The following is a 17095-nucleotide window of genomic DNA, read 5'->3' as shown; positions in this document are numbered from 1 at the left end:
CTAAGGCATTGTCTAGAGGCGAAGAGCCGCCAGAAGCCGCTCCGTGTCGATCTTTTCATCGAGCGTAATGAGATGCTCGTTGAGGACTTCGCGCGCCAGCTTTTTAGCAAACTTTGGCCGGAAAAAATAGCGCCCTAACCGCAATACGTAGTTGAGCAGAAAGAAACGATAGGCTTCTTTGATGAAGAGTACCTCCTGGCGGGAAAGAGGGAAAACCTTGTGGTAAGCTTTGAGGAATTCAATAAAGCGGGGCTCCATGAGTCGGTCCGCTTCGTAGGTGAAAACGGTTTTATCGCCCACCTTGGAAACTACCCGGCTGAGGAAATAGAAGTCGGCCACCCGGGTTGACATCCGGAACCAGTCGTAGTCCCACCGGCTGGTCATCATGCCGTCTCCGTCAATGGAGAAATTGCCGATATTCCAGTCCACAAAAATGGGAATTTTCTTAAAGCCGTGAACGTTGATCCGGAAGGTGTTTTCCAGGAAGAGCTGGCAGTGTTTGGCGATCAGCGGATAGTGCTTCGGGTAGTCTTCGCGGGCGCTTACCAGTAGTGCGTTGACGTCGGTGGTCATGTCCCGGCCGGACTGCGGCAGGGTGTTGGACACCAGCGTGCAGTCTTTATGGAAGCGGGCCATCTCGCGGCCAAACTGCCGGACCTGCTTGAGCTTCAGCTTTTTTGGCGGGTTCTCCACGATGTGGATGGGGCGGTAGAAGATGACCCAGGCGTCCTGCTTGTCATCAATGTAGCGGTGGAAGAACAGGTTTTGCCCCTTCATCAGTGCCCGGCTGAGGAAGTTGCCGTAGCGGACGGGCAGGTTGTTGGCCAGCACGTTGATGATGGTGTGGTCTTCGGCGAAGGACTCGAAGTTGCCGAAAATGGTCAGTTTAGCGATGACGACATTGCCGTCCGTCAATTCTACTTTATAGACATGGTTGGTAGACACTTTCGCGCTGATGTCCGTAATCCGGTCAATTGTCCTTGTGTGGTCGTAGGCATGCCAGGCGTAGCGGATGATCTTTTTATAATTTTTCATACTAGCTCAAAGTAACGGCTTCTTTCCCAGTCGGTGACAGCTCGTTGATACTGTTGCCATTCCCATTCCCGACTGCGTACGAAATGTGCGCAAAAGTCATCACCGAAGCAAGCCCTTGCTTTCTCCGAGTTCTTCATGGCACCTGCGGCCGCGCCCAGATCTGTGGGTAGAACGACCCCTATTGTTTGCTCGTAGGCACTGCCCGCTACCGGTGCCGGAGCTTCGAGCTCATGCTCGATGCCATAAAGCCCCGCCGCCAGCGCTGCGGCCATGACGAGGTAAGGGTTGGCGTCCGCTCCCGGCACCCGGGTCTCCAGGCGGGTAGCGCTGCCGCCGCCGGGGATGGCGCGCAGGGCGACGGTCCGGTTGTCAATGCCCCAGTTAGCCCGTGTAGCGGCCCAGGAGCCGGCCACGTAGCGCTTGTAGCTGTTGACGGTTGGGGCAAAGAGGGGTAGAATTTCCGGGAGCAGCGTCAGTTGTCCGGAGAGGTAATGAAGCATCGTCTGGCTGATGCCATCGGGGCTTTGGGAGTCGTGAAATATATTTTCCTCTCCCCGCCAAAGAGACTGGTGCAGATGCCCGCCGCAGCCGGGCAGGTCAGCGGAGGGCTTGGCCATAAAGCTTGCCACGATGCCATGTTGGTAACTGATTTCTTTGACGCCCTGCTTGAAGAGAACGGCCCGGTCAGCTGCCTCCAGCGCCGGCTGGTGAGCGATGGCGGCCTCGAGAGCACCGGGGCCGGTCTCGGTATGCAGCCCTTCCAGCTCCACCCCAAAGGCGGTAAGCTGGGTGAAGAGGTCCTTGAAATAGTCGCCGTTCTGGCTGGTACGCAGGCCGGAATAGCCGAACATGCCGGGCGTGAGCGGGCGGGCATTCTGGTAGTCTTTTGCGGCCAGTTCCGCGGGCGTCTCCCGGTAGGCGAACCACTCGTATTCCGGCCCGAATCGGGCCGAGAAGCCCATCGCCTCCGCTTTAGCGATGACCCGTCGCAGCAGGCTGCGGGGGCAGCCCCGGGCCGCCGGCCCGGCCGGCGCGCCGTGGAAGTCGGCCAGCAGGAAAGGGAGGTTGTCCTCCCAGGGGATATTGCGTTGGGTGCCGGCGGCGTAGGCCGCCGGCCCGTCAGCAAAGCCCGCTTCGGCCAGCCCGTTGCCGTAGAGGGCGTCGCCGATGTCCCATTGAAAAACGACGTTACAAAAGCCCAGCCCTTTTTCCAGCCCGCTGAGGACTTTCTTCCGGGAGAGGTATTTGGCCCGCAGGACGCCGTCGAGGTCGGTGAGGCCGATTTTCAGGTGGTCGTGGGTTTGGGCTTTTAGCCAGGGTAGGAGGTTTTGCATGAGGGGTGGGTTGGGGCGGGGGTAAAGTTAGGGGCTACTCGTTAAGCTGGGGACTTTGATGAGGGTCTCAAAGCGGCTTTCTTTCCGCGAGCGCAGCGCGGAAATAAGAGGGTTCTTTGAGCGCCCGGGACTAAGAATCCGGGCGCTCAAAGAACCCCACTTGCCTGCTTGCTTCGCCGCAGGTGCGGGGCCGCTTTGAGACCCTGAAGGGCAGGGTAAAGATAATGGTTAGGACCGGTCAATAATGCGTACCTTGGCTCGCACCGACCGCTCAAGAGACCACCTCATGAACCAAAACCCGGAGCAAATTGCTCGTGACCAGATTGATGAACAACTTCGTGCCGCGGGCTGGGCCGTGCAGGGGAAAGACTAAGCGGATCTGTATGCAAATTGCAAGGTCGTAGTCAAGGAGGAAGTACCTGCCAAAATGATACATTCATGTCAATAAATGATGAAAATGAGTAACGATACTGTCCCGGACTTTCAGAGCTTTTTTCTGCCTTACCTGCAGGCGATAAGTGATGGTAAGATTTACGCGGTACGAGATATTTATGAGACATTGGCAGATACTTTTCAACTAAGCGACCAAGCAAGGGAAGAGCAAATACCGAGTGGTCGTCAGAAATTATACCACAATCGGATAGCTTGGTCAAAGACATATTTGAAAAATGCTGGTTTGCTAGAACAGCCTGAACGAGGACAGGTGACAATAACATCAAAAGGAGAGCAACTTCTTGAGCATCCGCCGGAAAAATTAGATGTACGGTTTTTGAAAGATTATTCAGAGGAATTTGCGGCTTTTCATTCTACGGATTCTAATTCGAGCACTGATGAAGGGGATAATGACGTAAATATGCCACTACCTCAATCTGTTGGTAAGGGCGTCGACACGCCGGATATTGAAATCAAAAACGTATATCTTAGTTTGCAGAAGGCCTTAGCCAAAGAGGTGCTTGAAAAGGTAAAAGCAAAAAGCTTTCAATTTTTTGAGCAACTCGTAGTCGATTTGCTTATTGCCATGGGGTATGGTGGTGCAGATGCTGCTAATGGTACACGTACCCGGTCTGGCCAGGACGGCGGTATTGACGGCCTGATAAATGAAGATACTTTGGGGTTGGATAAGATTTACATTCAGGCGAAGCGCTGGGAAGGGAATGTAGGGCGTCCAGAAATACAGAAATTTGTTGGTGCACTAGCTCAGGAAGGAGCAAAGAAAGGGGTGTTTATTACTACTTCCGATTTTACCCAAGATGCTTGGAATTACATTCCACGTAATGATTATAGCCTCGTTCGGATTAATGGTGAGCGGTTGGCAGAACTCATGATAACTCATAATATCGGAGTATCCATAAAAGACACTTATTTAGTAAAGCGAGTAGATACTGATTACTTTGAAGGAGAGGTGGTCTGATAGAATTTCAGGATATCAAAGCGACGCCCGCTCTATTCGCTAGCTGCGCGCGAATGTTTCGGCGATTTTGAGCACCTACGATCTCTTAAAAGGTTTTCAAAGAACCTGCACTATTCGCAGGGAAGGAGGCTTCTTTGGGCGCGGCCGCAGGTGCAGGGAAAAGACTCTTCGAAGAGCAGGGATAACAAGAAAAACGAATCCTGCTCTTTGTAGGGGCGGTTCAGATTCCAGTTCCGAGACTGGCTTTCCTTCAGCCTGTCAACTCCTTTGGAAAAGGACCACGCTGGGTGGAGCCCGATTGTGCGTAGCGGATGCCGGCTTGTATTCAGGAGCCCCGAAGCTCTTGCATTGTATATTTTTTCGGAGGAGCGGGAGGCGAAAAGGAGTTGAGGGAAAGACCTTTCAGTTTCTGAAAACCTTACTTCAAGTCTTCAAGATCAGAACACCAGAATCATTTGGGAAACCTCCGGAGACTCCTCTCTGGTAACAAAAAACTGGTCTCAATGCTTTTGTTTTCGGTAGTGGGCTCTTCTGGCCTTTAAGGAACAATGTGTAATCTCTTTCGCGTAAAACCGTACCTTGTCAAACTAAACATTTCTGCCAGCATGATTAAGTTTTTGCTTTCCATCGGAGTACTTCTTTGCACCTGCGTCGGCGCCCACGCCCAGCTCCCCGACAGCTGCAAACTCGCCATGGGTACTAACCTGGCCGGTCTGGCGGACTACGGCACTGAATTACCCTTCGTGGATCTGATGCGGAACAGCCGGGAGTGGTACACAAAGTCGGTTGGCGACCCGGCCTCCCCCTTCAATTCTGAATTTGCGGACAGTCTCAGCTACCGGCCCGACGGTTACCCGACCCATGCGCCACAGATGGTGAACGGCTCGGTGTATCCGCAGCAGGTCGCTACCATCTGGGGCAAAACCGATGGTTGGCCGCTGGGTCAATATACTGTTCTCTGGGACGGAGACGGAGAGCTTTCCTTCTTCGGTACCTACGAAAACCTGACCGTCCTGGCTGATGACCGTCGGGCTACATTTGATCTCGTTAACCGCATTGACGGAGTGGTGGAAATCAAGATCGTTCGCAGCGAAATGGCTGATCCTATCCATAATATCCGCCTGCTCATGCCCGGCTCCGAAGCCACTTACTTGGAGCAGCCCTTCAACCCCGTCTGGCTGGAGAAGGTGGATGTATTTCAAACGGTCCGCTTTATGGACTGGGGATCCACCAACGGCTGGGGCACTAAAGCCGGAGAAACGGGGGATGGCAGCCTGACCGACTGGGCTGGCCGCAGCCAGCCAGATTTCTACACCTGGACGCACAGCAAGGGCATTCCCTACGAAATGATGGTCCGCTTCATGAACGATTACGACAAAGACGGATGGGTGTGTGTGCCACATACCGCCAGCGAAGACTATGTCCGGGAAATGGCCCGCTTCTTTCGCGATAACCTGGAGCCGGAGCGCCACCTCTACGTTGAATACAGCAACGAAATCTGGAACTGGATCTTTCCGCAGGCCCAGTGGGCCAATCGTTATGGTTGTGAGATCCCCGGAATTTCCTGGCCGGAGGGGACAACCACTTTCATTCAGAATATGCTCGACGTATGGACGGAGGAATACGCCGGGGTGCCCGAGCGGACCAGCCGAGTGGTGGGGGTGCAGGCCGGTTGGCTTGATGTGGCGCAACGGGTAGCTTTTAACGTCGACTCGGCGTCCTTTGATTTCGTTTCTCCCACCTTCTACTTCGGCTTCACGGATGAGGCGGAGGCGGAGCTTGACGGCTTAGGGGCCGGTGCTACGGTAGCGGATGTGGCCCGGCTCGCACGGGCATCAATGCCTACGGGTTTTGCTTATCTCTCCGACATCAAAACGGAGGTAGCCGACCGGATCAACAAGCCGCTGGCTTGTTATGAAGGCGGGCAGCACCTGACGCCTAATCCCTTTGGCGTTGTTCCCAGCTACGAGCAGGCCCTGATTGATGTTCAGCGGGATACATCCATGTACAATCTGTATAATGAGTGGTTTGATCTTCTCCGCACACTGGTTGACGATAAAGGAAGACCGCTGGAACTGATGAACTTCTCCTTCGTTGCTCCCCGCAGCCCCCAGTTCGGGAGCTGGGGTATGCTGGAGACGATGGATCAGGATACGGCGCTGATCCCCGCTCCGAAGTACAAGGCCATTCTGGAGAATATGGCGGGGAGCTGTTCCGCTACGACTTCGGCTACGGATATTGCTTTTACCCCGGGCGTATTAACCATTTATCCCAACCCTAACGACGGGATGATGCGGATGGAAGGGGTTGAAGGTTTGCACAGCCTTCGGGTATATAACGCTACCGGGCAGCTGGTAATGGCCCGGGAGAGGAGATCAGGCAGTGATTTGTCTTTGGGTGCCTTGCCCTCAGGTAGTTACTTTTTACTCGTCAGAGAGGAAAGTAGCGGGAAGCTGTTTCGGGCCAGGGTTGTTTTGCTGGAATGAGAAGTATTCTGCTGTTGCCCGTTGGCCATTCACTATAAAAGAGCTTCTGTTCCCGGGAAGAACGGTCGCTTTTCCTGAGAAATTTCCACCCTGAAATTGTGCGTCGATATATTTGATACATGATCGATTCAGGCATCGTTCCAGTATGTGCAACCACAGGCTACCATGTTCTTATGGTGGAAAAAGACGCATTACAGGGTTACCTGCTTGAAGAAGCACTAAAGGAGGCTGGCTGGAAGGCTTACAGGGTTGAAAACCCTGAAAAAGCGCTTTGGTTATGTGAACGTAACCTTTTCGATGTTGCGCTGATTAATGCTAAATATCCGGGGGGGACAGACGGCCTTGAGCTGGGGCAATACCTGGCTAATCACTATGCGCTGCCTAGTCTGATGATTACGGCATCTCGATATACAGAACTTGAACGCAATCGATACTTTAGTGGGCGGCAGGAAATTTTGTTTAAGCCTTATCTTCTGCAGGAATGCTTGTTGCGTTTGCAGGACATTCTGAGTAAAGGCTAATAAATGAGTAACTTTGTTTATATTGTACTGATCGTTGCTGTGAAAAAAGTTCTTAATGAACGGCATTAGTCTCTCCTCCCTGATACTTTGTTTTCTGCTGACTACTTTCCTGTCCGGGCAGTCGTACTCTGATCGGTTGGAGACAATACTTTCCAGCCCCCGGGACTCAGTTCAATTAGAGCAATTGAGCGAACTTCTTGTTGAAGTAATCAATGCAGGGGAGGTAGTTCCGGATTCAATGTTTGAGCATCCGCTGAGGCTGGCACAGGAGTTGAACGATTTCTGGACCCTGGGGATCGTTCATTCTAATCGTGGCGTCTATTACCTCAATACGGGTAGAATTGAAGAAGGCTTAGTAGCGATAGATAAGGCCATTTCTTTTGCTTACAAGAGCAAGCAGGAGGATCTGTTAGCCAGAGCGTATGCCACCAAAATGCAGATGCTGATGGTCATTGGGGATACTGAAGAATGCGCCGAACTCGCTACAGCCCGTGCGAAAATTTATCATGATTCGGGGCAGTTTTACTACGAGGCGGAAACATATCAGATATTAGCCGGATTGAGTTCGTCCTTAGGAGATAATGAGTTGACGGTAAGGTATGATTCTATGGCTATCGCACTGGCAGAGCAAAGTGGATACGTTGATCTTCAGGTTTTATGTTTCAGTAATGCGGCGGAGAATCTCAATATACTGGGGCGTCCGGAAGAGGGCTTGGTAATGGCTGAGAAATCGTTAGCGTTAGCAAGAGAGTATAAGCTGCAGTTTGAGAAGGGAAATGCACTGAGTGCACATGCGGAATCTCACCTAATGCTCGGTAATTACGACGAGGCTCTTAAGGATTATGAACTATTAAAAGACTGGGAGGGAGAAGCCTCTTTTGACTGGTTGAAAATAAATAAAGGTCTGTTGTTACAGCGGATCGGGCGCCATGATGAATCCAGGGGGCTATTGCTTGGGTTGGTCCGCTCTATCAGGGAAAAATCAAATTCCCCGCTGGAATTAAAGAAGGCCTATCAAATGCTGCAAACCGTGGGGCTGAATCAATCGCAATACGATACGGTTGTCTGGTACGGAAAATTAATGAAGGCGCAGCAGGATTCGCTTCAGTCAGTGAAAAACATCAGAAACCTGCTGGAACTGGAAGAGAAGTACAAGGCTGAAGAAAAGGAAGTTCAAATTCAGTTGCAGGAAGAACAGTTGGCCCGTCAGCGAATCAGTCTTTACGCAACGATCTTCGGCTTTGTGCTGGCATTTGTTGCCGGAGTAGTTTTCTATCTGCTGAGCCGGCGACTCAAGAAGAGGAACTTTGAAAACGAACAATTACTGGCTGATAAAGAAACCTTGATCGGCGAGATCCACCACCGGGTTAAAAACAACCTTCAGGTTATTTCCAGTCTGCTTCAGCTGCAACAGCGCGGGCTGGATTCTGATGACGCCAAAGGGCGCGAGGCCCTGCGGGAAAGTCAGACCAGGGTGAACGCCATGGGCCTTATTCACAAAAAACTGTATCAGGGAGATGAAGTAACGACGGTTCAAATGTCCGATTACCTTAATGATCTGGGAGATACCCTGATCAGGACCTACTTGCTGGAAGGACAAGTCGACATTTTCTATGATGTGGAGGAAATTATCCTCGATGTTGACAAGGCGATTCCATTAGGGTTGATTGTGAATGAGTTGGTCACGAACTCTTTGAAGTACGCCTTTCCCGTAGGTCGGGAAGGAACAATAGAGATTGTATTACACCAGGAAAAGGACCAATTCCGATTAGCCGTAATTGATGACGGGGTGGGAGTGACCTCGGCAAAAGAACATGCAGATAGCACTTCCTTTGGTAATAACCTGATCAGATTGCTGACTAAAAAACTAAAGGGAAACGTCCGCGTTATGGCGGGCGAGGGCTACGGAGTAGAAATTTCTTTTGCAGCCTAAGCTGATCCTCTCGGGCTGAGATTCTCACATCTTGTTTACCAATACAAGGATTTCAGGTCGCTTTGAACGACTCAGCGGGACTTTTTGCCCGCCGAGAAAAACATGGGTCTCGCTAATCTCGGTAATTCGCTTTATGTTGACCACATAGGAGCGATGACAACGAAAGAAGGGGCCATCCGGTGGCAACTGTTCACTAAGCTTTTTCAGTGTTTTGGTGGCCAGGTAGCTATGATCCTCTGTGTGGACCTTACAGTAGTAGTCGTCCGCCTCCAGGTATAAAATGTCGGTAAGCATTAATCGGATCAACCGATCTTTAACCTTGATGAACAAACGATCGTGAGAAGCCTGGGGCGTATTCCCCTGGAGTGTATTAGCTGAAGGCAGATGAGTTGAAGAATCTATGGAGCCTTCCCCAATGGCAAGGGCAATAGCGTGGAGTAAATCTCTCCCCCGAAAAGGTTTAGAAATAAAGGCATGTGGCCGTGCCTCCTTCGCCCGCTGAAAGGTTGGCTCATCAGAGTTGCTGGTAAGAAAAATGAGAGGAGTGTCGGTTATCTTCCGCATGCGGATCGCCGTCTCAACGCCATCCAGTTTTCCCGCAAGATGTACGTCCATCAGGATCATGTCAGGCACTTCCTGCCGGATTTTTAGCAGTGCTTCTTCTCCGTTGTCGATTACATCGATTACCTGGTAGTCCAGGTCCATCAGGCGATCCTGAATATCCGCGGCAATAATGGGCTCGTCTTCAACGATTAAAATGGTCTTTTTCTTCATGATTACCAGCGTTAAAGGAGGTGAACATGCGCCAGATTTTTTGACTTAGATGCAGGTCAAAGATTCACGGAGCTCCCTCCTTTTGGGACACGATCTTGGGCCCCACAAGATATTGGTTTGTCCGACATTATGGTAACTACTTTGACGTAATGAAAAAACCGGAGCAGGCTAAGAAGCCTGCTCCGGTTACCGAATTGTTCATATTGTCTCTAAAAAAGTAAAAAATGTATTCTCAAAAAACTATTCCTTTTGTTTCAAAGACCCAATCTAGGCTGTTTAATTAACAAATCACATTGTTTTCAGGCAGTAACAGGGTGACGTCAGGGAACGGTCTGTTTATACAGTAAAGGTTTTTGAAAAAAGGAGGTTTTTCTCCCTGATTGCGGAGTCCCGATTACCGCATCGGGTGCCGAAGGAGGCTTTTTATAGTGGGGGAATCGCCATTCTGCCTTGTAAAAACCCGCATTTCATCACTAACGATCAGTTAAGTCGGGGCAGGGAATTCCCCTTGCTCTTTTACCTCCCACTGCACCCGCGTTAGCGCCCGAAAAAAGGTTGCCGTAAGGAGGTTTTATGGCGCACTAACTGAGTCTTGCCGCATGCCGCAAAATGTTGCCGGACAGGAAGGTGTAAAAGCTGCTGCCAGCGATGAATCTGAACGCAAACCGATACTCTTCAAAAAGGATAGGCTAGGGCAAAGTTTCCGGGATTCGTATGCCGGCCAGTACACTGCGGGCAGGGAATTCACGGAGAGGCCCGCTTTTTAACGTGTTATCTCACCAAAACAAAATCGCCCTGCTCCACCGTCCGGGAGCCATCGCGGTAGCTGGCGTCGAGCACCCAGATGTAGGTTCCCGCGGGCATTGGCTCTCCGTTTAAAAGACCATCCCAGCCGAGGGAGGGGGCATTAGTCGGCAGTTCACTGGCTTCGTACATCTGTCCGCCCCAACGGTCGTAGATACTTAGCCGGTGGATGGTCACCACGTCTCCGCCGTCCTGCGGAAACCAGCGGTCGTTAACCCCGTCTCCGTCCGGGGAGAAGGCGGTAGGAAGGTAGACCTGGTGGCAGTTCTCAAAGATTACATTTACCTGGTCAGTCAGCGTTCCACAGGGATGTTCCACGTAAGCGCGGTAGCGGCCCGGGCGGGAAATGTAGAGAGTGTCGAAGGGGCGCCCGTCTTCAAAAAAAGGATCTCCGAGCTCAAAAACTGCGGTTAGCTCCAGTAAGTCTCCACGGCAGAGGGTAGTATCCGTTGGCCCAAGGTCAAAATCCGGTACGGGCAAGTGATCAATTTCAATACGATCTGAGGCTTCACAAATGATGTCCTGGCGGGTAACGGTTACTTCGTAAATACCAATCTCGCTGGCAGAAATTACGGGCCCGCTAAGGGTCGGGTCTGACCACTCATAAACAGCCGTAGGGGTGCTTACGTCGAAGAGGAGAAAGTCCTGAGGGCAAATGGTCGTATCCGGGCCTAGTTTCACGAAGGCACTATCGCCTTCCACGGCAATTCGGACGGTATCCAGCAATGGAATGCCGCAGGCATCAAATATGCTAACGGTGTACACTGTCGTCGTATCCGGGGAGGCAATTACACTGGGCGCCGTTGGGTCGTCAAGCCCGGCAACGGGCGTCCATTCATAACGGTCTCCGCCAAAAACATCCAGCAGTACCTGACCGCCCGGGCACATGGTCACGTCTTCCAGTTGCTTCAAAAGGGAGTTGAAGCGGAAGCATACTTCCTGCCGGTTGAACAAGCCCCCCGTAGCAGCAGCGAAACCGTAGAAAACGAAGGGGTCTCCGCCAAAAATGTCGTTTATAATATCACCGGTATACTCCAGCCGCAGGCTACAGTCAAAGTAAACTTTCAGCGTTTGCGCTGGCGCATCCCAGGTGACGCGCAGGGGCATAAAACGACAGTTTTCGATGTTGGCAGCCGTCGCACTGGCCTGTACCGGCCCGGCCAGATTGTTGGGGCCCGAATGAGTGACGGAGCCGTTAGCCATAATGGCTACGTGGTCAAAAGTCGGGTCGTTGCGGTTAGTATTCTGGAAAGTGTCAAACTCAACGCCCAGGGCGGGGCTCACTCCGCCAATGCCAAGGCCTTCTCCGGCTTCGCCTACGCTGGCGCTTACGGGCTGCAAACCAAAGACGATGCCATCCGCTCCCTGAGTGTCCGAACAGCCAAAGAACATGTCCATTACCAGGTCAAAGCTGTTTCTCAGGTCTATTTTTTCCGGAAACCAGATGGAGCCTACCTCGAATAATGTTTCAGAAGTCAACTGAAAACAACTGTCATTAGTCTGCACTGCTGCGCCGTTCAGGAAGTATTGTGCGGACAGACTGCCGGGCAAAAGAGAAAAGAGTACCAGCAGCAGGTGACTCAAAATTTGAATGAGGCGGGACATGAGGGCAATTTACGGAGAGAATGCAGCTCTCCGCGTCTTTGTAACACTTAGTCAGTCGTCTTGTCCCTTAGCGGACGGACCAGGCCGTCCGCGTTCACTCAGATGGCCCCGGTTCTAGATAGATAAAATACTGGCCATCTCAATCAGCGAAGATTTCGGCTTTTTCTCCTTATGAATCGCATCATCAAAAGAGGTGGTTTCAACTTCGTTACTGATAACGCCAACGGCAACGTTCTCTTCACCTAAGAGCAGCCGGTTCACGGCAGCATGGCCGAGCCGGCTGGCCAGCATCCGGTCAGCCGCCGTCGGGGCACCGCCCCGCTGCATATGACCAATCACGGTTACCTTCGGCTCCATGCTGGCGAGTTCGTCTTTGATCTGAGCAGCAATGCCGGCAGCGCCACCCATGGGGTGGCCCTCAGCTACGATAACGACACTAAAGAGTTTGCCCCGGGCTTTATTCTTACGGAAGACGGCCTTGAGCTCTTCCAGGTCCGTCTCCGCTTCGGGAATCAGGACACTGCTGGCGCCCGATCCGATGGCGGTGTACAGCGCAATGTAGCCGGAGTGCCGGCCCATCACTTCTACAAAGAACAGGCGGTTGTGGCTGTCCGCGGTATCCCGGATTTTGTCCACGGCTTCAATAGCCGTATTGACGGCAGTATCAAAGCCGATGGTGTAATCGGTTCCGTAGAGATCGTTGTCAATGGTTCCGGGGACACCAATGAAGGGGATACCGTGCTCTTCGCTAAAGATTTTCGCTCCGGTAAACGTACCGTTTCCACCAATGGCAATGCAGGCATCAATATCATAGGCCCGCAGGTGGTCGGCGGCCATAGCCCGGCCTTCCGGCGTCATGAATCGCATAGAACGTGCTGTACGCAAAACCGTTCCGCCACGTTGGATGATGTTGGCTACATCCCGCCTTTCCAGCCGTTTGAAGTGGCCATCGATCATTCCCTCATAGCCACGTTCAATACCGTAGACATGGAGTTTGTTCCAGGCAGCGGTTCTCACTACTGCCCGTAGGGCGGCATTCATGCCGGGGGCGTCGCCACCGGAGGTAAATACGGCAATCCGTCGGATATCTTTTCTTTCCATAGCTTCTGTCGAGCGGGCAAATGTATAAAATCAGTCTTGTTTACAACTCATTCTGGTGAAAATCCGCCAGTGCTTCAATCGGCTTTTGTACGAAGCGCCCCGCGCGAAGATCGCGCTCATTGAGGGCCGCCAAAAGAATCGATTTGAAGTGAAAGGCAATGGAACCGATGAAATGAATCGGAACTCGGAGGTGACCGTGGTACTTACGGACGTGGCGATCCAGAAACTCTCCGAAGCTTTCAAAAACAATCTTCTGAATCAACGGATGACTAATGTTCTCGCCCATAAAGCGGGTGAAACTGGCCAAGTATGTATTGGGCATGTCCGATTCATAAATCTTATCCAGCACCATCGATTTGTCAATCGTCGTGAATTTCTCAAAGGCATCGTTGAGCTCATCGTCCAACTCCCGGTAAAAATAGGCCCGGAGAAAGGCCTTACCTAAGTGAGATCCGCTTCCTTCGTCGCCCAGCATAAAGCCCAGGTTCGTGACGTTGTCGGTTACGTCTTCACCGTCGTAAAGGCAGGTGTTGGAGCCCGTGCCTAAAATACAGGCAATCCCCGCATTACGACCACAGGTCGCACGGGCGGCGCCGAGGAGATCGTGCATGACTTCAATTTTGGCGGAGGGGTAAACAGACACCAGTGCATCGTAGATCACTTTCTTCCGCCGATGATCCCAGCAGCCAGCTCCGTAATAATGAATTTCCTTCGGGATTAATCCGGGCAGCAAGTCTTTAGAGAGCTTTTCAACTTCTCCCAGTAAGATTTCCTGAGGATGCACCACGGGGTTAAAACCCAGGGTGTTTACAAAAGTATTCTCTCCGTCTTTCGCAACCCAGGCCCAGTCAGCCTTGGTCGAACCGGCATCAGCAATCAGTAACATCGCACATGTTTTTTTCCTTCCAGACGAAGGTAGTGTATTTTTTACACTAAGTGCCTTTTGGCGCGGACGCAGGTGCAAGGAACACCTAATGAGCAAGGAGGGTAGGGGAATGTGTTTTTAAACAAAAAATGTTGTTTTGTTTTTAAATCAAAACAATTTACCTATTTTTGTTTTAACAATTTACAGTTTTCCCTTTTCCTCCCGGTTGCAAAAAAATATCATGACTCCTTCCACCTCCCCTTCTCCCACCGCTATTGGACGCTACATCGGAAAGCTGTTCGATTATGCTGTTTACTATGCCGTTGAGCTACTGCTCATTGCTCTAATCCTTTATATATGTATCAGCCGGGGGCTCACCTTCAGTGTGGACATGTATGATCCCCTGGAGCCCGGCCCCGCTCAGATTTCGGAGGCTTCGCTATCGGGAGGTTGGACGTTTAGCTTCAGCGACCCCGCTTCTGCTTTTTTGGCGGCCTTTCAAAACATGCTCCCCGCTAATGAAGCTGCCAGCTTCGCCCCAGGCGAAACAACCGTAGCCATTGATGCGAAGCATAAAGGCTTCAACGAAGTCGCACTCTCTGATGATCCCGCTCCGCATATCAGTAACCTGACACTGGTGCTTAGCCCCGACTATGGGGAGCGGAAAGGATTAGCCCCCGCCATCATTAAGGCTAAAAAAGACCGGGTTCAGCATTATCTGCGTCGGTATGCAGGTATCGCTCAGCAGGAGATGAGAGAGTTTGGTATCCCCGCCAGCATCACGCTGGCGCAGGGCTTATTGGAAAGTAACGCCGGAGACAGCAAGCTGGCCGTTAACTCCAACAATCACTTCGGCATCAAATGTCGATCAAAATGCCTGGGCTGTACCTGCCGCAATTACGGAGACGATACCCGCTACGATATGTTCCGGGTGTTTACCTCCGTCGCAGAGAGCTTCCGCGAGCATAGTGAACTCCTCAACAGCCGCCGCTACGCGCGACTGAAATCCTATGGTGTCGATTATAAAAAGTGGGCGCACGGCCTGAAGTCCTGTGGCTACGCTACCGACAAGCGTTACGGACACAAGCTGGTCACCATCATCGAAAACCTCGGGCTGGACGCTTATGATCGGGTAGAAGCCTAGGGGCTAGAGGAAAGATTAGCGGCCTCGGCAGGAACCGCGCCCTCACCGCGCAGCACCCCCTAAGGGAAAGGAACTCTGGGTTACAATCCGCTTCGTGCTGAGCACCTTTGAGGGGCTGTTGGTTGAGGTAACCTTCTACAAAGGGCCTGCTTCCCCTGCTGGTCAGGAGACTTGTTTTTCAGGAACTGCGCCGGAGGCTATACTGCCCTTCCCCAACCAATCCAGCACGATCTTATTAAATCCTTTTCGGTCCTCCAGATTGCAGAGGTGGCCCCGGCCTTCCATCACGATCAGTTCTGCCAATGGGGCGTGCTTCCTGGCGTACCGCTTCGCGGCATCAAGAAAGACGTGATCCTGCTCTCCGTTGATGAGCAGGCTGGGGGTGGTTAATTTGGTGTCGTAAAATTTTCGGACAACGGAGAAGAAGTCTTTGTATAGCCCCAGCCACTTGAGGAATTCGTTAGGAGCGAGCTTCAGCGATTGCTTCCGATATTGTTTACGGCTGAAGGCGTGGTTTTTGCGCGGCATCACAATCAGGATGAAACCGTCATAAATCCAGCGGAAGGGGACGAAGTAGCTCATGAATTTGCCAGCATGCGCAAAGGAGCTAATGCGCCAGTCTGCTTTGAACACCCCTCCACACATGATCATGGTGGTCATCATTTCCGGACGACGATCATTGAGTTTCTGAAGAATAATACTTCCCAGGGACAGGGCAATGAAGTGGGCCTTTTGTACACCGACGTGATCGATCGTACGGAGCAGATCATTGGCAATGATGTCGAAATCATAGGTGTCATATGCCGGCTGGATGTGCTTACTATATCCATGGTCCCGCATATCGATAAGCAGCAGGTTGAAATGCGGCTCAAAAGCTTCTACCTGGTATTTCCAGGTAAGTGAACTTCCTCCCGCTCCGTGGATGAAGAGCATCCAGTCAGCATCGTCTGCAGTATGGTGAATAGTATGGTGAAGAATATCAGCCAAGGTAGGGGAGTTGTGAAGTTCTGAGGTTATGGAACGTGTACCTGCATTAAGTGTTTGTTAGCTGCGGCGAAACTAGTCGCTTTTATCATTAAGCAGGTATTAAATCCTTGTTGCGCTGACTTTATATCCTTGAATTTGCCTTGCGATTTGTTTTGGAGAGGACGTTATTGTTTGTATTCCAGCTTACTGTTGCCAAACGATCTCTCTTGACTATGCTTTTTTCTCCCCGCCGGTCCCGCCTCAAAATTGCTATGTTTCGCCTTCAGGATGTTTGTGTTTATGTTCAGGAAGACCTGTCTTCTTACATCCGCACGGCTTCACTTGATCGTAGCCCCGGTATTGAGGCTACCTTTCGCTGGCTCAATAAAAAAGGAGTAGAAGTTGCTTTAATCAGCGACCTTGACCCGGCCACGACCACCGTGCTGTTGCAGCGGTTGAATTGGTCGATAGGGAAGGGAGAGCTCGTCCAGGCGGTCATCTACGACCTGTTCGAGTCCGTTAACCCATTCGCACGGGCAATGGAGCAGCGAGGCATTATGCAGGGAGATAGCGTGCTTACCCTGGCGGATACGCCGCGCTTATTGAAAATGGCCCAGGATTGCAAAATTTACTTTAATCTTGGAACGACCAGTGGCAGTAACTCCTATCAGGTACTTAGGAATGCGCCGCATCTTGCTCTGCTGGACCAGCCAGTGCAGTTAGCTAACTTCCTGCTGACCTACCAGCAAAATACCTGGACCAATCCGGACTTTCCCTCCGAAAGCTTAGACGGAGAAGATTTTTTACTTCACTGAAGCCTGTTTCGTGGTGAGCGTACGGTACCTGGCAGCTGTTGGCTCACAGGCATGGGCTTGAAATTGCCTGGGGCAGTTTATTAATTGTACATCTCGTTAGTCCCGAGCTGCTGCAGGGCAAACGCATCAAATCTAAAACTGTAATCTAATAGTTGATTTTTGTTTCGATCGAACGCAGTGAGCTGTCACTTGCGGTAGCAAATCAAGAACCCCGAAGGGCTCAGCGAAGTTATACTGATAACAAGCAAGCATCTGCCGACTTATTTTTAGATTTACAACGAGACTAGGATGATCCCGTACT

At 51.6% G+C, this 17095-nt stretch carries 13 protein-coding genes; 6 read left to right on the top strand and 7 right to left on the bottom strand.

Annotated elements, in window-relative coordinates; all coding sequences use genetic code 11:
- Positions 1-12: 12 nt before the first annotated feature.
- Both BM123_RS22310 and BM123_RS22305 read right to left on the bottom strand, forming a co-directional pair.
- Positions 13-1035 (bottom strand): hypothetical protein, encoded by a 1023-nt coding sequence (locus BM123_RS22310; protein WP_090173106.1) that lies wholly within the window; start codon positions 1033-1035, stop codon positions 13-15.
- On the bottom strand, positions 1032-2369 hold the full coding sequence (locus tag BM123_RS22305) for a glutamine synthetase family protein (protein WP_090173105.1): 1338 nt from the start codon (positions 2367-2369) through the stop codon (positions 1032-1034). Before BM123_RS22305 ends, BM123_RS22310 begins: the two co-directional genes overlap by 4 nt.
- Before the next feature lie 457 nt (positions 2370-2826).
- Between BM123_RS22305 and BM123_RS22300 the strand changes: the two genes are divergently transcribed.
- The 4 genes from BM123_RS22300 (at position 2827) to BM123_RS22285 (ending at position 8720) form a co-directional block, all read left to right on the top strand.
- The gene (locus BM123_RS22300) at positions 2827-3780 is read left to right on the top strand and encodes a restriction endonuclease (protein ID WP_090173170.1); all 954 of its coding nucleotides are present in this window, start codon (positions 2827-2829) and stop codon (positions 3778-3780) included.
- Positions 3781-4385: 605 nt separating this feature from the next.
- A complete protein-coding gene (locus BM123_RS22295; protein ID WP_175489513.1) occupies positions 4386-6266 on the top strand; it encodes a T9SS type A sorting domain-containing protein in 1881 nt (626 codons plus the stop codon).
- Between the two features lie 119 nt (positions 6267-6385).
- Positions 6386-6787 carry a response regulator gene (locus tag BM123_RS22290; protein ID WP_090173101.1) on the top strand — a complete coding sequence of 134 codons (402 nt, stop codon included), beginning with the start codon at positions 6386-6388 and terminating at the stop codon, positions 6785-6787.
- A 55-nt stretch (positions 6788-6842) separates the two neighbouring features.
- Positions 6843-8720 carry a sensor histidine kinase gene (locus BM123_RS22285; protein ID WP_090173099.1) on the top strand — a complete coding sequence of 626 codons (1878 nt, stop codon included), beginning with the start codon at positions 6843-6845 and terminating at the stop codon, positions 8718-8720.
- Between the two features lie 24 nt (positions 8721-8744).
- Here BM123_RS22285 and BM123_RS22280 read toward each other — a convergent pair whose 3' ends face one another.
- The 4 genes from BM123_RS22280 to BM123_RS22265 all read right to left on the bottom strand — a co-directional run bounded on the left by BM123_RS22280 (position 8745) and on the right by BM123_RS22265 (position 13890).
- Positions 8745-9494, bottom strand: a complete 750-nt coding sequence (locus BM123_RS22280) for a LytR/AlgR family response regulator transcription factor (protein ID WP_090173097.1) — start codon at positions 9492-9494, stop codon at positions 8745-8747.
- A gap of 771 nt (positions 9495-10265) precedes the next feature.
- Entirely contained in the window at positions 10266-11903 is a 1638-nt protein-coding gene (locus tag BM123_RS22275; protein WP_090173095.1) for a lectin-like domain-containing protein, read from the bottom strand.
- A 114-nt stretch (positions 11904-12017) separates the two neighbouring features.
- Complete coding sequence (gene pfkA, locus BM123_RS22270; protein ID WP_090173093.1) at positions 12018-13004, bottom strand: 6-phosphofructokinase; 987 nt, start codon at positions 13002-13004, stop codon at positions 12018-12020.
- 40 nt (positions 13005-13044) lie between these two features.
- Complete coding sequence (locus tag BM123_RS22265; RefSeq protein WP_090173091.1) at positions 13045-13890, bottom strand: hypothetical protein; 846 nt, start codon at positions 13888-13890, stop codon at positions 13045-13047.
- 220 nt (positions 13891-14110) lie between these two features.
- Between BM123_RS22265 and BM123_RS22260 the strand changes: the two genes are divergently transcribed.
- Complete coding sequence (locus BM123_RS22260; protein WP_139212060.1) at positions 14111-15013, top strand: glycoside hydrolase family 73 protein; 903 nt, start codon at positions 14111-14113, stop codon at positions 15011-15013.
- A gap of 162 nt (positions 15014-15175) precedes the next feature.
- Here the strand turns inward: BM123_RS22260 and BM123_RS22255 are convergent, their stop codons facing one another.
- Complete coding sequence (locus BM123_RS22255) at positions 15176-16000, bottom strand: alpha/beta fold hydrolase (protein WP_090173087.1); 825 nt, start codon at positions 15998-16000, stop codon at positions 15176-15178.
- A gap of 206 nt (positions 16001-16206) precedes the next feature.
- On the opposite strand from BM123_RS22255, the gene BM123_RS22250 reads away from it, so the two are divergent.
- Positions 16207-16794 carry a hypothetical protein gene (locus tag BM123_RS22250; RefSeq protein ID WP_139212056.1) on the top strand — a complete coding sequence of 196 codons (588 nt, stop codon included), beginning with the start codon at positions 16207-16209 and terminating at the stop codon, positions 16792-16794.
- The last annotated feature ends 301 nt before the right edge of the window (positions 16795-17095 follow it).

Source organism: Neolewinella agarilytica (assembly GCF_900110645.1).
Lineage (GTDB): Bacteria > Bacteroidota > Bacteroidia > Chitinophagales > Saprospiraceae > Neolewinella > Neolewinella agarilytica.
This window is presented reverse-complemented; position numbering and strand designations above follow the sequence as displayed.